Source organism: Streptomyces sp. NPDC059443 (assembly GCF_042750105.1).
GTDB lineage: Bacteria > Actinomycetota > Actinomycetes > Streptomycetales > Streptomycetaceae > Streptomyces.
In genome coordinates, this window is sequence record NZ_JBHYVM010000009.1 from 92,029 (window position 1) to 107,737 (window position 15,709).

Sequence of the window (15,709 nt, forward strand, 5' to 3'; positions counted from 1 at the left end):
TTTATATCTTTTTTGTGTGTTTGTTTATTTTATATACCCGCCCGCGGGGCGCCCCCCCCCCCCGCCCCCCTACTCCCCCGGCAGGACGACCACCTCGGCCGGGGCGAAGGTCACCGCGACCCGGTCCCCTACCGCCGGCGCCCCCAAAAGACCGCACTCCGCCTCCAGCACCGGCCCCGCCCCGGGCCGCAGCAGCAGCGCGACGTGCGTCCCGCGGAAGGTCCGCGAGACGACCTCGCAGCCCAGCCCCTCGGGCGACAGCACGACCCCGGCGGGCCGGATCAGCACCTTGCGGTCGCCCTCCGGGGACCCGGCCGGCACCGGGACCTTGCCCCAGGGCGTCGAGGCCACCCCCGCGGCGACCGCCGCCGGAGCCACGTTCTCGAAGCCCAGGAACCGCGCCACGAACTCCGAGGCCGGCCGGTCCCAGACCTCCAGCGGAGTCCCCGCCTGCGCGATCCGCCCGTCCCGCATCACGACCACCCGGTCGGCCAGGGCGAACGCCTCCCCCTGGTCGTGCGTCACGGCCAGCACGGTCGTCCCCAGACGCGAGAACAGCCCCTGAAGCTCCACGACCAGCCGCTCCCGCAGCCCCCGGTCCAGCTGCCCCAGGGGCTCGTCCAGCATCAGCAGCCGCGGAGACGGAGCCAGCGCCCGCGCCAGCGCGACGCGCTGCTGCTCGCCGCCGGAGAGCGAGGCCACCGCCCGGCCCTGGGCCCCGGGAAGCCCGACCAGTTCGAGCAACTGGGCCACCTGGCCCTCGTAGGCCGTCTTCGAAGAGCCCCGCATCCGCAGTCCGAACGCGACGTTCCCGCCCACGTCCCGGTGCGGGAACAGCTGGTGGTCCTGGAACATCAGGCCCACCCCCCGCCGGTGCACGGGGACCCCGGCCTGGTCGGCGCCGCCGAGCAGCACCCGGCCGCCCGAGACGGGCTGGAGCCCGGCCACCACCCGCAGCAGGGTGGACTTGCCGCTCCCGCTCGGCCCCAGCACGCACACGGTCTCGTGCTCGGCGACCTCCAGGTCCACGGCGTCCACGACCGCGCGCTCACCGAAGCGGACCGACACCCCTTCCAACTGAAGCAGGGTCATCAGAACTCTCCGGAAGTCTTGTCGGGCCGCAGTCGCTCCAGCAGCAGCAGGGACACCGCGCACACCAGCATCAGGATCGTGCTCAGGGCCATCGCCTGCCCGTAGTTCATCTCGCCGGCCCGCCCCAGCAGCCGCGCCACGGCGACCGGCAGCGTCGGACGGTCGGGCCGTGCGATGAAGACGGTCGCCCCGAACTCCCCGAGGGACACCGCGAAGGCGAAGCCCGCCGCGATCAGCAGGGCCCGGCGCACCATCGGCAGGTCGACCTCGCGCCAGGCCCGCAGCGGCGAGGCCCCGAGCACGGCGGCGGCCTCGCGCAGCCGCCCGTCCACCGCGCGCAGTACGGGCAGCATGGTCCGTACGACGAAGGGCACGCCGACCAGCGCCTGCGCCAGCGGCACCAGGATCCACGAAGTGCGCAGGTCCAGCGGCGGCTTGTCGAGGGTGATGAGGAACCCGAAACCGACCGTCACGGCCGACACCCCGAGCGGCAGCATCAGCAGCGCGTCGAAGCCCCGTACGAAGCGGCCGCCCCGGCGGGTCAGCGCGGCGGCCGCGAGCCCGCCGACGACCAGCGCGATGGCGGTGGCGGCGAGGGCGTACTGGAGGGAGTTCCAGATGGCCTCCAGCGGCGGCACCAGGAACGTTCCGCCACCGGCGCCCACTTCCTGGAGCGCCCGGTAGAAGCCGAATCCGTAGCCGCCGGGGGCGTCGAGGGAGCGTTCCACGAGCACACCGAGCGGGAGCGCGATCAGCAGCGCCACCGTCAGCAGCACCCCGCCGAGCAGGGAGCGCTGCGCCGGGCCGCGCGGCCGGTGCGCGGTGCGCGCGGGGTCCACGAGCCGCAGCGCGGTCTCCCGCTTGCGCACCGTCCAGGAGTGCACGCCGAGGATCGCGCCGATCGCCACGAACTGCACCATCGTCAGCACGGCGGCCGTAGGCAGGTCCAGGAGCTGGGCGGTCTGCCGGTAGACCTCCACCTCCAGGGTGGAGTACGAGGGCCCGCCCAGGATCTGCACGACGCCGAAGGAGGAGAACGTGAACAGGAACACCATCAGCGAGGCGGCGGCCACTGCCGGGGCCAGCGCGGGCAGCGTCACGCGACGCCAGGCGGCGAACCGCCCGGCGCCCAGCACCCGGGCGGCCTCCTCCTGGCGCGGGTCCAGCTGCGCCCAGAGCCCGCCGACCGTACGGATGACGACGGCGTAGTTGAAGAAGACGTGCGCGAGCAGGATCGCCCAGACGGTCGTGTCGAGGCGGATGCCCCACAGCTCGTCCAGCAGACCGCCCCGCCCCACGAGTGCCAGGAAGGCGGTGCCGACCACGACGGTCGGCAGTACGAACGGCACGGTCACGAGCGCCCGCAGCAGTTGTTTGCCGGGGAACTCGAAGCGCGCGAAGACGTACGCGCCGGGGAGTGCGATCAGGAGCGTGAGCGCCGTCGAGGCGAGCGCCTGCCAGGTGGTGAACCAGAGCACCTCGCCGATGTCGGGCCGGGCCAGCACCTCGCCGATCCGGCCGAACTGCCAGCCGTCGCCGGTCTTGAGCCCGCGCCCGACGATCGCGGCGACGGGATAGGCGAAGAACAGCCCGAAGAAGACGAGCGGCACGGCCATCAGACCGAGCCTGACGGCCGTGGCCCGCCCGCTCTCCTTCGGAACCTCGTTCATCTGTACTACTTCACGACGAGCGTCGACCACGTCTTGACCCACTGGTCACGGTTCTTCGCGATGGCGTCCGGTGCGACCGTCTCCGGCTTCTCGATCACGACGCCGTGCTTCGTGAACAGCTCCGGCAGCTTCGCGTCCTTGGTCACCGGGTTCACGAACATCTGGAGCGGCATGTCCTCCTGGAACTTCTTGGAGATCAGGAAGTCGAGGAGCGCCTTGCCGCCCTCCTCGTTCTTCGCGCCCTTCAGCAGGCCGGCGAACTCGACCTGGCGGAAGCAGGTGCCGGTGGCCACGCCCGTGGGGGCCTCGGCCGGCTGCGGCTCGCTGTAGAGCACCTCGGCCGGCGGGCTGGAGGCGTAGGAGACGACCAGCGGGCGGTCGCCCTTGGCCTTCTTGCCGCCCGCCGAGCCGGAGAAGCGCTCGTTGTAGGCCTGCTCCCAGCCGTCGACGACCTCGACGCCGTTGGCCTTGAGCTTGCTCCAGTAGTCCTTCCAGCCGTCGTCGCCGTACTTGCCGACGGAGGCGAGGAGGAAGCCGAGGCCGGGCGAGGAGGTCGCGGCGTTCTCGGTGACCAGCAGGTTCTTGTACTCCGGCTTGGTCAGGTCGTCCAGCGTCTGCGGCGGGGCGAGCTTCTTGTCGGCGAAGTAGGCCTTGTCGTAGTTGACGCAGATGTCGCCGGAGTCGACCGGGGTGACCCGGTGCTCCTTGTCGAGCACGAACTCGGGCTTCACCTCGGGCAGTCCCTTGGCCTCGTACGGCGTGAAGATGCCGTTGTCGAGGGCGCGGGAGAGGAGCGTGTTGTCCACGCCGAAGAAGACGTCGCCGCGCGGGGAGCCCTTGGTGAGGATCTCCTGGTTCAGGGCGGCGCCGGCGTCGCCCGACTTCAGGACCTTGACGGTGTAGCCGCTCTGCTGCTCGAACTCCTTGAGGACCGCGTCGGTCACCTGGAAGGAGTCGTGCGAGACGAGGGTGATCGTCTTGGACTTGGGTGCCTCGCTCGCGCCCGCCGCGGACTTGTCCTTGGCGTCGCCGCCGCCACAGGCGCTGAGCGTGGTGACGCCGAGCGCGGCGGCGAGCGCGACGCCCGCGATCTTCTTGGTGGTGCTCACTGGTCAATTCCTCCTGGGATGTCCAGGAGAAGACGCGGCCCCGCCCGGCGCTCTGTGGAGCGGACGCCGGGCAGGGCGCAACAGCTTGAGTGGTGACCGAACTTCCTACCCCGAATGACCGGGGCGAGGTTCAGAGGGTCTGCGGTGACGGTTACCGCACTCTCAGCGCTGTGGCGCTCCCCTGTCGGAAATATGAAATTGGTTCGGCCACAGGGTACCCCGTGGCCGATTGCAAACCTTAAATGGCGGGAATCAGCGCTCCGAGGCGGCGAGCTGACCGCACGCGCCGTCGATCTCCTGACCACGGGTGTCGCGTACGGTCACCGGCACGCCGTGGCGGGCGATGGCCTCCACGAAGGCCTTCTCGTCCTCGGGCCGCGAGGCCGTCCACTTCGAGCCCGGCGTCGGGTTCAGCGGGATCAGGTTGACGTGTACCCGCTTGCCCTTGAGGAGCTTGCCGAGCAGGTCACCGCGCCAGGCCTGGTCGTTGATGTCGCGGATCAGGGCGTACTCGATGGAGATGCGGCGGCCGGACTTCTCCGCGTACTCCCAGGCCGCGCCCAGCACCTCGCGCACGTTCCAGCGGGTGTTCACCGGGACGAGGGTGTCGCGCAGCTCGTCGTCCGGCGCGTGCAGCGACACGGCGAGGCGGCACTTGAAGCCCTCGTCGGCGAAGCGCAGCATGGCCGGGACCAGGCCGACGGTGGAGACGGTGATCCCGCGCTGGGACAGGCCCAGGCCGTCGGGCTCCGGGTCGGTGAGACGGCGGATGGCGCCGACGACGCGGTTGTAGTTGGCGAGCGGCTCGCCCATGCCCATGAAGACGATGTTCGACAGCCGGGCCGGGCCGCCGGGGACCTCGCCGTCGCGCAGGGCGCGCATGCCGTCGACGATCTGGTGGACGATCTCGGCGGTGGACAGGTTGCGGTCGAGACCCGCCTGGCCGGTGGCGCAGAACGGGCAGTTCATGCCGCAGCCGGCCTGCGAGGAGATGCACATGGTGACCCGGTCGGGGTAGCGCATCAGCACGGACTCGACGAGCGTGCCGTCGTGCAGCTTCCACAGGGTCTTGCGGGTGGTGTCGTCATCGCACGAGATGTGCCGGATGACGTTCATCAGGTCCGGCAGCAGCTCCTGCTGGAGCTTCTCGCGGGACGCCGCGGGGATGTCGGTCCACTCGGCCGGGTCGTGCGCGTACCGGGCGAAGTAGTGCTGCGAGAGCTGCTTGGCCCGGAACGGCTTCTCGCCGATCGCGGCGACGGCCTCCCGGCGCTCCTCGGGGGTGAGGTCGGCGAGGTGCCGGGGCGGCTTCTTCGCTCCACGGGGGGCGACGAAAGTGAGCTCTCCCGGAACAGGGCGGGCCATGGCAGGTACTCCTTGTAAGACGAAAGGCGCGCCGCAGAAGCAGCGCGCCTTCCAAGAGTAACCGCCCGGCCTGTAGGGGCGCCTTTTCGCAGGTCAGCCCGGTCAGCCAGGTCCGCCAGGTCAGCCAGTGCCGACGAAGGCCGCCAGCAGCAGCCACACCACGGGAGCCGTCGGAAGCAGCGAGTCCAGCCGGTCCATGATCCCGCCGTGGCCCGGCAGCAGCGTGCCCATGTCCTTGATGCCGAGGTCCCGCTTGATCATCGACTCGCCGAGGTCACCCAGCGTGGCGCTGACCGCGACCGCGAAGCCCAGTACCAGGCCCTGCCACCAGGAACCCCCGTCGATCAGGAACTCCATGCACAGCGCGCCGGCCCCCATCGCGAAGGCCACCGCTCCGAGGAGTCCCTCGCGGGTCTTGCCGGGACTGATGCGCGGGGCGAGCTTGGTCTTGCCGAAGCGCCAGCCGACCGCGTAGGCCCCGGTGTCGCTGACCACGGTCAGGACCAGGAAGGTGACCACCCGCTGCGGTCCGTCGTCGGCGGTGAGCAGCATCGCGACGAAGGTGGCCAGGAAGGGCACGTAGAACGCGGCGAAGACGCCGGCCGTGACGTCCCTGAGGTAGTCCTCGGGCGGTTCGGTCATCCGCCAGACCAGGACCGCCAGCGCGGTCAGGGCCATCGCCACCCAGGCGCCCTCGGCGCCACGGACGTACCCGGCGATGACCATCGCCGCGCCGCCGATCGCGAGCGGGACCAGCGGGGCCTTGATGCCCTTCTTCTCCTGGAGCCGGGAGGTGAGCTCCCACAGGCCCACGACGACCGCCACGACGACGACGCCGACGAACACCGCCTTGACGATGAACAGGGAGGCGAAGATCACCGCGCCGAGGCCGACGCCCACCCCTATGGCGGCACGCAGGTCCCGCCCCGCGCGCTTCTTCTGCGGCGGCGAGGAGTCCTGCGGGGCCTGCGAAGGCGGGGGCGGCGGAGGGCTGGGCATGGGCTCCTGCGGCGGCGTTTCGGCGCGGAAGAGGGAGCCGCCGTCAGCGGCGGCCCCCCGATCGCGTGCTTCCCGGTCGTCGAAGTCACGGCCGGCGGCATCGGGCACGATGGGCATGGGCCGAGTGTGCGGGCCCGCCTGCGCATCGTATGCGGGACCCGCCGGAACCGGCTCCGGCTGCCAGGAAGTGTCGTTCATCAGACTTCGAGGAGCTCGGCTTCCTTGTGCTTGAGCAGCTCGTCCACCTGCGCGACGTACTTCGCGGTGGTGTCGTCGAGCTCCTTCTCGGCGCGGCGCACCTCGTCCTCGCCGGCTTCCTTGTCCTTGACGAGCTTGTCGAGGGCGTCCTTCGCCTTGCGGCGGACGGCGCGGATCGAGACCTTGGAGTCCTCGGCCTTGGTGCGCGCGACCTTGATGTACTCCTTGCGGCGGTCCTGCGTCAGCTCGGGGAAGGTCACCCGGATGATGCGGCCGTCGTTGCTGGGGTTGACGCCCAGGTCGGAGTCGCGGATGGCCTGCTCGATGTTGCGCAGGGCAGACGCGTCGAACGGCGTCACGATGGCCATGCGCGGCTCGGGCACCGCGAAGGACGCGAGCTGGTTGATGGGCGTGATGGCGCCGTAGTACTCCGCCACGATCTTGTTGAACATCGCCGGGTGCGCACGGCCGGTGCGGATCGCCGCGAAGTCTTCCTTGGCGACGACGACGGCCTTCTCCATCTTCTCCTCGGCCTCGAGGAGGGTTTCTTCGATCACCACGTGCTCCTGCATATCAGAAATGGATGGTTCAGGCGGGCGGAGCCGGCTCGGCCCGGCAGGGCGCGAACCGGCAGCGGTGTGCTCGTCCCGGAGTGCTCAGGCCCGGGTGCCCTGGTCGCTCACGAGCGTGCCGATCTTCTCACCCTTGACGGCGCGGGCGATATTGCCCTCGGCGAGCAGCTCGAAGACCAGGATCGGCAGCTTGTTGTCGCGGCACAGCGTGATGGCGGTGGCGTCGGCGACCTTGAGGTCGCGCGAGAGCACCTCGCTGTACTCCAGCGCGTCGAACTTCACCGCGTCCGGGTTCTTCTTGGGGTCGGAGTCGTACACCCCGTCGACGCCGTTCTTGCCCATGAGCAGGGCTTCCGCATCGATTTCCAGGGCACGCTGGGCGGCCGTGGTGTCGGTGGAGAAGTAGGGCATGCCCATGCCGGCGCCGAAGATGACGACGCGGCCCTTCTCCAGGTGGCGCACGGCACGCAGCGGGATGTACGGCTCCGCGACCTGGCCCATGGTGATGGCGGTCTGGACTCGGGAGTCGATGCCCTCCTTCTCCAGGAAGTCCTGGAGGGCGAGGCAGTTCATGACCGTGCCGAGCATGCCCATGTAGTCGGACCGGGCCCGGTCCATGCCGCGCTGCTGGAGTTCGGCGCCGCGGAAGAAGTTGCCGCCGCCGATCACGACGGCGATCTCCGATCCGTCGCGGACCACCGCGGCGATTTCACGCGCGATGGCATGGACGACGTCGGGGTCGACGCCCAGTCCTCCGCCACCGGAGAAGGCCTCGCCCGACAGCTTCAGCATGAAGCGGCGGCCCTTCTTTTCCTGGTCGCTCTTGTCGTCGGAAGCGGTGTGGGGGGCCACGCCCTGATTCATGGAGATCTCCTCATGCACATACGAAGAAGGCCATTGCCGGTGGGTCCTCGCGGTTCCCTCTACGGCAATGGCCTCCTCGTCAGATCTGCGGTCGCCCTGCGCGAACGCGGGCGACTGCTTCAGACCCTACCGGGGTCCGGTGTCCGTCGCGTACGGACGGACTCAGATGCCGACCTTGATGCGCGAGAAGCGCACCAGGGTGACACCGGCCTCGTCCAGAACCTTCTGGACGGACTTCTTGGCGTCCAGGGCGTAGGCCTGGCCGAGCAGGGTGTTGTCACGGAAGAAACCGTTGACGCGACCCTCGACGATCTTCGGCAGGGCAGCCTCGGGCTTGCCCTCCGCGCGGGTGACCTCTTCGGCCACGCGACGCTCGGACTCGACGACCTCGGCCGGCACGTCCTCGGCGGACAGCCACTTCGGCGCGAACGCGGCGATGTGCTGCGCGACGCCGCGGGCGACCTCGGCGTTCTCCTTGTCGAGCTCGACCAGGACGCCGATCTGGAACGGCAGGTCGGGCATCGTGCGGTGCATGTACGCCGAGACGTAACCGCCGGTGAACTGCGCGAAGCGGTCCAGGACGATCTTCTCGCCGAGGTTGGCGTTGGCCTCGTCCACGAACGCCTGCACGGTCTTGCCGGGCTCGATCTCGGACGCCAGGAGCGCCTCGATGTCGGCCGGGGACGTGGCGGCGATGTGCGCGGCCAGCTGGTTGGTGACAGCCAGGAACTTGTCGCCCTTGGCGACGAAGTCCGTCTCGCACTTCAGCTCGACGAGAACACCGGAGGTGTTGTCCTCGGAGATGATGGAGACGACAGCACCGTTCTCGGCAGAACGGCCTTCGCGCTTGGCGACGCCCTTCTGACCCTTGATACGGAGCGCCTCGACGGCCTTGTCGACGTCACCGTCGGACTCGACCAGCGCGTTCTTGCAGTCCAGCATGCCGACGCCGGTGAGCTCGCGGAGCTTCTTGACGTCAGCGGCGGTGTAGTTCGCCATGAGTCTGTGATTCTCTCTCGAAGTCGTAGATCTACGGGTGAACGGCGGAGGAGGCGCGCTCGTGGCGCGGCCCTCCCCCGCCGTCATCGTCCGTGCTGTGAGTGCCCGGCGCGTGAACGCCGGGCGCTCTCAGTGGGTCAGGCCTGCTCGGCGTCGGCGGCCGGAGCCTCGACGACGGCCTCGGCGACGACCTCGGCGGCCGGAGCGGCCTCAGCCTCGACGGCGGGGGTCTCGACAGCGGCCTCGGCCGGAGCGGCCTCAGCGTCGTCGGCCTTCTTCTCGCCCTCGAGCAGGTCGCGCTCCCACTCGGCGAGCGGCTCGGCAGCGGCCTTCTCGCCCGGCTTCGAGTCACCAGTGGCGGCACCGGAACGGGCGATGAGGCCCTCGGCGACGGCGTCGGCGATCACGCGGGTGAGCAGGGTGACGGAGCGGATCGCGTCGTCGTTGCCCGGGATCTTGTAGTCGACCTCGTCGGGGTCACAGTTGGTGTCGAGGATCGCGACGACCGGGATGTGGAGCTTGCGCGCCTCACCGACGGCGATGTGCTCCTTCTTGGTGTCGACGATCCAGACGGCGCTGGGGACCTTCGACATCTCGCGGATACCACCGAGGGTCTTCTCCAGCTTGATCTTCTCGCGAGAGAGGACCAGGAGCTCCTTCTTGGTGAGACCCGAGGCGGCGACGTCCTCGAAGTCGATCGCCTCAAGCTCCTTCAGACGCTGAAGGCGCTTGTAGACGGTGGAGAAGTTGGTGAGCATGCCACCCAGCCAGCGCTGGTTGACGTACGGCATACCAACGCGCGTCGCCTGCTCGGCGATGGCCTCCTGGGCCTGCTTCTTGGTACCGACGAACATGATGGAACCGCCGTGGGCGACGGTCTCCTTCACGAACTCGTAGGCGCGGTCGATGTACGACAGCGACTGGAGCAGGTCGATGATGTAGATGCCGTTGCGCTCCGTGAAGATGAAGCGCTTCATCTTCGGGTTCCAGCGGCGGGTCTGGTGACCGAAGTGGACGCCGCTTTCCAGCAGCTCCCGCATCGTTACGACGGCCATGGCCATCTCCTTGTTTTCTCGGTTTGGTTCCTGACGCCCCTGTCGCGCCCTGCCCCCGAAGAAGGGGACCGAGAGACGCTGTCATCCGGCTGCCTGGGCTGCCGGTGCTGGGGCGTGCGAAGTCGACCCGGTGACCCGGATCGCCACAAGAAGTGTACGGGACCCGGCGGTATGCCGGGTGACGTGCTTGTCCACAGCCGCCCGGCTGTCCACAGGCCCGGCGGCGGGCCGGCCGCGGGCGGGATCCTGAGCACCATGACGACACTCTTCCTCGCCCTGCTGCTGACCCTGTCCCTCGCCTCCGGGTCCCTCACGTCCGGTCCCCCCGCCTCCGGAACTCCCTGGAGCTCCGGAGCGCGGCCCCTTCCGTCCCCCCTGACGGTGGTCCGCTGGTGGGATCCGCCCCCGACCCCGTACGCAGCGGGTCACCGGGGGGTGGACCTGGCGGCGCCGGTGGGCTCGGAGCTACGGGCGGTGGGTCCGGGCCGGGTCCACTACGCCGGCCTGGTGGCGGGGCGCGGAGTCCTCTCCCTCACCCTGCCGGGCGGCCTGCGCACGACGTACGAACCGGTCCGTCCCCTGGTCGCGGAGGGCGCCGAGGTCGCGGCGGGCCAGCCGGTCGCCGTCCTCACGGGCGGACCCCACTGCCCTGGGCAGCCCTGCCTGCACTGGGGGCTCCTCAGGGGCGACACCTACCTCAACCCCTTGGCCCTCACCCCCAGGCCCACGCCCCGCCTGCTCCCCCTTACCCCCTCATCCCCCGACGCCCCGCAGGGCCATCGCCACGGCCGCATCGGTGACCACGGACGGATCCTCGCCCGAGGCCGCCTCGATCCGGCGGACGGCGGCGTCGACCACTCCCTGAAGGAGCATGGCCGCCAGCCGCGGCTCCTTCTGCCCCAGCGCTCCCAGGGCTTCGACGATCATCGCGATCAGCCCTCCGTGGGCCGCACGGATCTTCTCCCGCGCCCCGGCGTCCAGCTCACTGGCCGAGATCGCCACCACCGCACGGTGGCGGCGGTCCCCGACCAGCCCGAGCTGGCTCCGTACATACGCCTCGATCTTCGCCTCCGGCGAGTCCGCCTCGGACATCGCCGCCTCGATCTCGGCGGCCCACACGGGAAAGTCCACCGCGCAGAGCTCTTCGACGACGGCCGCACGGGAGCGGAAGTACTCGTACACCGAAGACCGGGCGAGGCCGGTCCGCTCGGCGAGGGCGGGGAAGGTCAGCGCTTCCGTCCCCCCTTCTGACAGCAGGGAACGCGCGGCGTCCAACAGAGAGCCGCGCTGCATCGACCGGTGCTCGGCCACGGAGGCCGCTCGAATCCTGGGCACGCGTCCACTCTACGGAGGTCCCGCAAGGCCGTCTCGTGCTCAGCGGCCCACGTCCGCCAGCTTCGCCCGCAGTTGCAGTACCGACTTGGTGTGGATCTGGCTGACGCGGCTCTCGGTGACGCCCAGGACATTGCCGATCTCGGCGAGCGTGAGGCCCTCGTAGTAGTAGAGGGTCACCACCGTCTTCTCCCGCTCGGGCAGTGTGTTGATGGCCCGCGCGAGCAGCCGCCGCAGCTCGCGGTCCTCCGCGACCTCCACCGGATTGTCCGCGGCGGTGTCCTCCAGGGTGTCCATCAGCGAGAGGCGGTCGCCGCCCTCCCCGCCGGCGTGCAGCAGCTCTTCCAGGGCGACCACATTGGCCAGCGACAACTGGCTGAACACCGCGTGGAGTTCCTCCACCCCGATGCCCATCTCCCCCGCGACCTCGCTCTCGGTCGGGGTGCGCCGCAGCTGGGCCTCCAGCGTGGCGTAGGCCCGCTCGACGGCCCGCGCCTTCTGCCGCACCGAGCGGGGGATCCAGTCCAGCGCCCGCAGTTCGTCGATCATCGCGCCCCGGATCCGGGTGATCGCGTACGTCTCGAACTTGATGGACCGTTCGATGTCGAACTTCTCGATGGCGTCGATCAGTCCGAAGACTCCGGAGGAGACGAAGTCGGCCTGTTCCACATTGGGCGGCAACCCGACGCTGACCCGGCCCGCCACGTACTTCACCAGGGGCGAGTAGTGCAGGATCAGCTGCTCCCGCAGCCGCTCGTCGGCCGTCTCCTTGTACGAGCGCCACAGCACCTCCAGGGACGAGGGCGCGGTGGACCGCTCGCCGCCTCGTGCGGCGGGGGGCACCGCAGCGCGGTCAGACCCTGAGGTGTGCTGGGGCATGCTTCGCCTTTGCCGGAGCCGGATTCCTTGGGAGCGTAGCGTGACGGAAGTGTCGCGGTGCGCGAAGGGTACGGGATCGAGCGGGCCCGCAAGGGCGTCCCGACTCGCGCGGGCGGCCCGGGACCGGCGCCTGGCGCACGGTCCCGGCGAGTGCCACCGGGAAGACCGCGTCTCTCATCGGCTTCACTCTTCCACCGGAACGCCCCAGGTCAACGACCGCCTCGCCGGGTGGCTCCGGTTTGTGTGCCTCCTCCCCGCCGCGACCTGGTCAACTGCCATCCGTCGCCCTGCCGTTCGACGAACCCCAGAGAGTGAAGTTCGTACAGTCTGCCGATGACTTCATCGGTGCCGGTGCCCGCCGCGAGGGCCACCTCCTCCAGATCGGCGAGCCGGCCGGCCGGGAGGGCTTCGAGCACCCGCAGGGTGCCGGGATCCAACAGGTCCCGGGCGATCACCGGGCCGCGCCGCTCGGGAGCCAGCTCGCCCATCCCGCCGACGAGCTCGACGACCTCCGCGGCGTCCGTGACCAGCACCGCCTCCCCGCGCAGCAGCTCGTGCACCCCGGCCGAGAGCCCGCTCGTGGCGGGGCCCGGGATGCCCATGGTGAACCTCCCCAGCGCCTGGGCGCGCCGGGCGGTGACCAGGGATCCGCTGCGGTGGGCCGCCTCCACGACGACCGTGCCCCGGGTCAGCGCGGCGATGACCCGGTTGCGCAGGACGAACCGGCTCGGCGTGGGGTGGCTCCCCGGTGGCAGTTCACCGAGCACGAGCCCCTGCGCGGCGATCCGGCCGAGGAGTCCGGCGTGCCCGCGCGGGTAGGGCACGTCCACCCCGCAGGCCAGCACGGCGACAGTGGCGCCGCCCGCGGAGAGGGCGCCCCGGTGGGCGGCGCCGTCGATCCCGTACGCCGCCCCCGAGACGACCACCCAGCCGCGCTCGGCTAGCCCGGCGGCGAGGGACTGGGCCATGTGTGCCCCGTACGGGGTACAGGCGCGCGCCCCGACCACCGACACCGAGCGCAGCGCCCAGGTCCGCAGGCTCGGGGTGCCCCGCACCCACAGCCCGACGGGCCGGGCGTCGCCGAGCCCGTCCAGCTGGGTCGGCCACTCCGCCGACGCCGGGCAGACGAACCATCCGCCCGACTCGGCGGCGGCCGCCAGGTCCCGCCGCGGGTCGGCCAGCGCCGCCCGTCTGCGGTAGCCGGCCAACCGCTCGGCGCCGACCCCGGGCAGCATCCGGGGGTCCGGCTCGGGCCCGGTCAGCAGCCGTATGAGCCCGGCCGCCCCGTACGCGCGCAACCAGCGCCCGCCGTGCTCCTCCCCCGGCTCCAGCACCCGGGTCAGCGCGGCCCTCGCCAGCACCTCCGGCCCCGGCTCCGCTCCCGGCCCCGGCCCCGGCTCCGGTCCCGGCTCCGGATCGGGGGCGGAGCCGCAGGTGGGGCCGGTGGGGCCGGTCATGAGCTGGGGCCCATCGCTGCCGCCGCTCCGCGGGCGATGCCCGTACGGAGTTCCAGCGCGACGGCCACGTCCAGCGGGTCGGGGCGGTCGTGACCGCGCAGGTCCGCCACCGTCCAGGCGACCCGGAGCACCCGGTCCAGGCCCCGCGCGGTGAGCAGTCCGCGCTCCAGGTCCCGCTCCGCCTGGGCCAGCGCGCCCGGCCCGGCCTGCCAGCGGGTCCGCAACTCGTGGCCGGGCACCTCGGCGTTGAGCCGCCACGGGGTGCCGGCCAACCGCACCGCGGCCCGGTCCCGGGCTTCCCGGACCCGGTCGGCGACCAGCCCCGTGGCTTCGCCCCGGCCGCCGCGACCCAGCAGATCGGAGCGGGTGACCGGCTCGACCTCGACCCTGAGGTCCACCCGGTCCAGCAGCGGCCCCGACAGCCGGGCCTGGTAGCGCCGGATCACCGAGGCCGGGCATTCGCAGCCGGCCCCGAGCAGGGTGTGCCGCCCGCACGGGCAGGGGTTGGCGGCGAGCACCATCAGGAACCTGGCCGGCAGCCTCACCACCCCGGCGGCCCGCGCGATGACCACGTGCCCGGCTTCGAGGGGCTGGCGCAGCGCGTCCAGGACCTTGGTGCTGAACTCCGCCGCTTCGTCCAAGAAGAGCACCCCCCTGTGGGCCAGCGACACCGCCCCGGGTCTGGGCACCCCGGCCCCGCCCCCGACGAGAGACTGCATGGTCGCCGAGTGGTGCGGGGCGCAGTAGGGAGGCCGGGCGACGAGGGGCTCGCCCGGGGGCAGGATTCCCGCGACCGAGTGGACGGCCGTGACCTCCAGGGAGTCCTGCCGGGTGAGCGGCGGCAGGATCCAGGGGATCCGCTCGGCGAGCATCGTTTTGCCGGCGCCCGGAGGTCCGCTCAGGAAGAGGTGGTGGCCCCCGGCGGCCGCCACTTCCAGGGCCCGGCGGGCGGAGTGCTGTCCGGCGACGTCCGCGAGGTCCGGGAAGTCCCGCCCGTTCTCGCCGCCCCGGGCGACCCCCGTGCCGAGTCCGGCTCCGGGGACGACCAGCCCGGCCAGCATCGCGTCGGGCCGTCCCGTCGGACCGGGTGGATCTTCCTCGGGTACCTCCCCGTCGGTCAGCACCGCGATCAGCTGCCGCAGGCTGCGCACGCCGAGCACCGCGACGTCCGGGACCAGCATGGCCTCGGCTGCGCACTGCTGCGGGACCACGACCTGCCGGTATCCGGCCTCGGCCGCGGCGAGCACCGCCGGCAGGATCCCGCGGACGGGTCGCACCCGGCCGTCCAGGCCCAGCTCCCCGATGAGCACCAGATCGGCGATCACGCCGGGGTCGACCACCTCGGCCGCGCCGAGGACGGCGGCGGCCACGGCCAGGTCGAAGCCAGCTCCGGATTTCGGTACCGAGGCCGGGCTGAGTCCCACGGTGAGCTTCTTCTGCGGCCAGACGGCCCCGGAGTTCACCACGGCCGCCCGCACCCGGTCCCGGCTCTCGATCAGGGTCTTGTCGGGCAGCCCGACCAGGGTGAAGGCCGCGACCCCGGGCTCCAGGTCGGCCTGGACTTCCACCACCACGCCGTCGACGCCCACCAGGGCGACCGAGCAGGCTCGCGCGAACCCCATCAGGCGGCCCCCCTGATGTGCTCCACCACGGGCGCACCGCGCCGCGGCAGCAGGACTCCGACCAGGTCGATGCGGACCCCGCCCGGGGGCGGTCCGCCGTGATCGGCGAGCCAGCGCCCGGCGAGGCGCCGCAACCGCTCTGCCTTGCCGGGCCGCAGGGCGGCCATGGGGTGCTCGAACTCCCCCGCCCGCCGGGTCTTGACCTCGCACACGACGAGGGCGTCCCCGTCCCGGGCGACGATGTCGATCTCCCCGCTGCGGCACCGCCAGTTCCGCGCGATCACCGTCATGCCGGCCTCGGTGAGCCGCCGCGTCGCGAGCTCCTCGCCGTACCGCCCCAATGCCTGCTGTGCCACGCCCTTCGCGTTCATCCGGCACCACCTCCGGCACCGACGATCCCGCGTCCCCGCCCACCTTGTGGATCTTGGTGGACAGTCAGGGCATTGTGGACAACCCCGTCACTCCTGCGGGTGAACCGCGCAGGTCAGGACCACCC

The 15,709-nt window shown here is 71.3% G+C and carries 14 protein-coding genes, 1 pseudogene and 1 riboswitch; of the genes and pseudogenes, 1 reads left to right on the top strand and 14 read right to left on the bottom strand.

Annotated features, from left to right (window positions below; translation table 11 throughout):
* Positions 1–69: 69 nt before the first annotated feature.
* The 9 genes from ACFXDJ_RS11520 to rpsB form a co-directional block, all read right to left on the bottom strand.
* Positions 70–1,092 (bottom strand): ABC transporter ATP-binding protein, encoded by a 1,023-nt coding sequence (locus ACFXDJ_RS11520; protein ID WP_384848911.1) that lies wholly within the window; start codon positions 1,090–1,092, stop codon positions 70–72.
* Complete coding sequence (locus tag ACFXDJ_RS11525) at positions 1,092–2,708, bottom strand: ABC transporter permease (protein WP_384653613.1); 1,617 nt, start codon at positions 2,706–2,708, stop codon at positions 1,092–1,094. The genes ACFXDJ_RS11520 and ACFXDJ_RS11525 overlap by 1 nt, the downstream gene beginning before the upstream one ends.
* Before the next feature lie 59 nt (positions 2,709–2,767).
* Entirely contained in the window at positions 2,768–3,871 is a 1,104-nt protein-coding gene (locus ACFXDJ_RS11530) for a thiamine ABC transporter substrate binding subunit (protein ID WP_384653571.1), read from the bottom strand.
* An 84-nt stretch (positions 3,872–3,955) separates the two neighbouring features.
* Positions 3,956–4,064, bottom strand: a riboswitch (TPP riboswitch).
* A 59-nt stretch (positions 4,065–4,123) separates the two neighbouring features.
* Complete coding sequence (gene rlmN / locus ACFXDJ_RS11535; RefSeq protein ID WP_356512024.1) at positions 4,124–5,236, bottom strand: 23S rRNA (adenine(2503)-C(2))-methyltransferase RlmN; 1,113 nt, start codon at positions 5,234–5,236, stop codon at positions 4,124–4,126.
* A 120-nt stretch (positions 5,237–5,356) separates the two neighbouring features.
* Positions 5,357–6,433, bottom strand: coding sequence for a phosphatidate cytidylyltransferase (locus tag ACFXDJ_RS11540; protein ID WP_384653573.1), 1,077 nt, complete (start codon positions 6,431–6,433; stop codon positions 5,357–5,359).
* Entirely contained in the window at positions 6,433–6,990 is a 558-nt protein-coding gene (frr, locus tag ACFXDJ_RS11545) for a ribosome recycling factor (RefSeq protein WP_384653575.1), read from the bottom strand. The genes ACFXDJ_RS11540 and frr overlap by 1 nt, the downstream gene beginning before the upstream one ends.
* A 99-nt stretch (positions 6,991–7,089) precedes the next feature.
* Positions 7,090–7,869: a UMP kinase gene (pyrH, locus tag ACFXDJ_RS11550; RefSeq protein WP_384653576.1), complete on the bottom strand. Its 780-nt coding sequence runs from the start codon at positions 7,867–7,869 to the stop codon at positions 7,090–7,092.
* Between the two features lie 162 nt (positions 7,870–8,031).
* Complete coding sequence (gene tsf, locus ACFXDJ_RS11555) at positions 8,032–8,868, bottom strand: translation elongation factor Ts (RefSeq protein ID WP_384653578.1); 837 nt, start codon at positions 8,866–8,868, stop codon at positions 8,032–8,034.
* A 137-nt stretch (positions 8,869–9,005) separates the two neighbouring features.
* Positions 9,006–9,923 (bottom strand): 30S ribosomal protein S2, encoded by a 918-nt coding sequence (rpsB, locus tag ACFXDJ_RS11560; RefSeq protein WP_384653580.1) that lies wholly within the window; start codon positions 9,921–9,923, stop codon positions 9,006–9,008.
* Between the two features lie 255 nt (positions 9,924–10,178).
* Between rpsB and ACFXDJ_RS11565 the strand changes: the two are divergent.
* Positions 10,179–10,568 (top strand): annotated as a pseudogene (locus ACFXDJ_RS11565) (peptidoglycan DD-metalloendopeptidase family protein); the annotation flags it as partial.
* Between the two features lie 108 nt (positions 10,569–10,676).
* On the opposite strand, the gene ACFXDJ_RS11570 reads toward ACFXDJ_RS11565, so the two are convergent.
* From ACFXDJ_RS11570 to ACFXDJ_RS11590, 5 genes are all read right to left on the bottom strand, one after another.
* Entirely contained in the window at positions 10,677–11,234 is a 558-nt protein-coding gene (locus ACFXDJ_RS11570; RefSeq protein WP_384653615.1) for a TetR/AcrR family transcriptional regulator, read from the bottom strand.
* A 63-nt stretch (positions 11,235–11,297) separates the two neighbouring features.
* The gene (whiG, locus tag ACFXDJ_RS11575; RefSeq protein ID WP_384653582.1) at positions 11,298–12,134 is read right to left on the bottom strand and encodes an RNA polymerase sigma factor WhiG; all 837 of its coding nucleotides are present in this window, start codon (positions 12,132–12,134) and stop codon (positions 11,298–11,300) included.
* A gap of 209 nt (positions 12,135–12,343) precedes the next feature.
* Positions 12,344–13,591, bottom strand: a complete 1,248-nt coding sequence (dprA, locus tag ACFXDJ_RS11580; protein WP_384653583.1) for a DNA-processing protein DprA — start codon at positions 13,589–13,591, stop codon at positions 12,344–12,346.
* On the bottom strand, positions 13,588–15,213 hold the full coding sequence (locus ACFXDJ_RS11585; protein ID WP_384653585.1) for a YifB family Mg chelatase-like AAA ATPase: 1,626 nt from the start codon (positions 15,211–15,213) through the stop codon (positions 13,588–13,590). Before ACFXDJ_RS11585 ends, dprA begins: the two co-directional genes overlap by 4 nt.
* Positions 15,213–15,584, bottom strand: coding sequence for a YraN family protein (locus ACFXDJ_RS11590; protein ID WP_384653587.1), 372 nt, complete (start codon positions 15,582–15,584; stop codon positions 15,213–15,215). The genes ACFXDJ_RS11585 and ACFXDJ_RS11590 overlap by 1 nt, the downstream gene beginning before the upstream one ends.
* Positions 15,585–15,709: the final 125 nt, after the last annotated feature.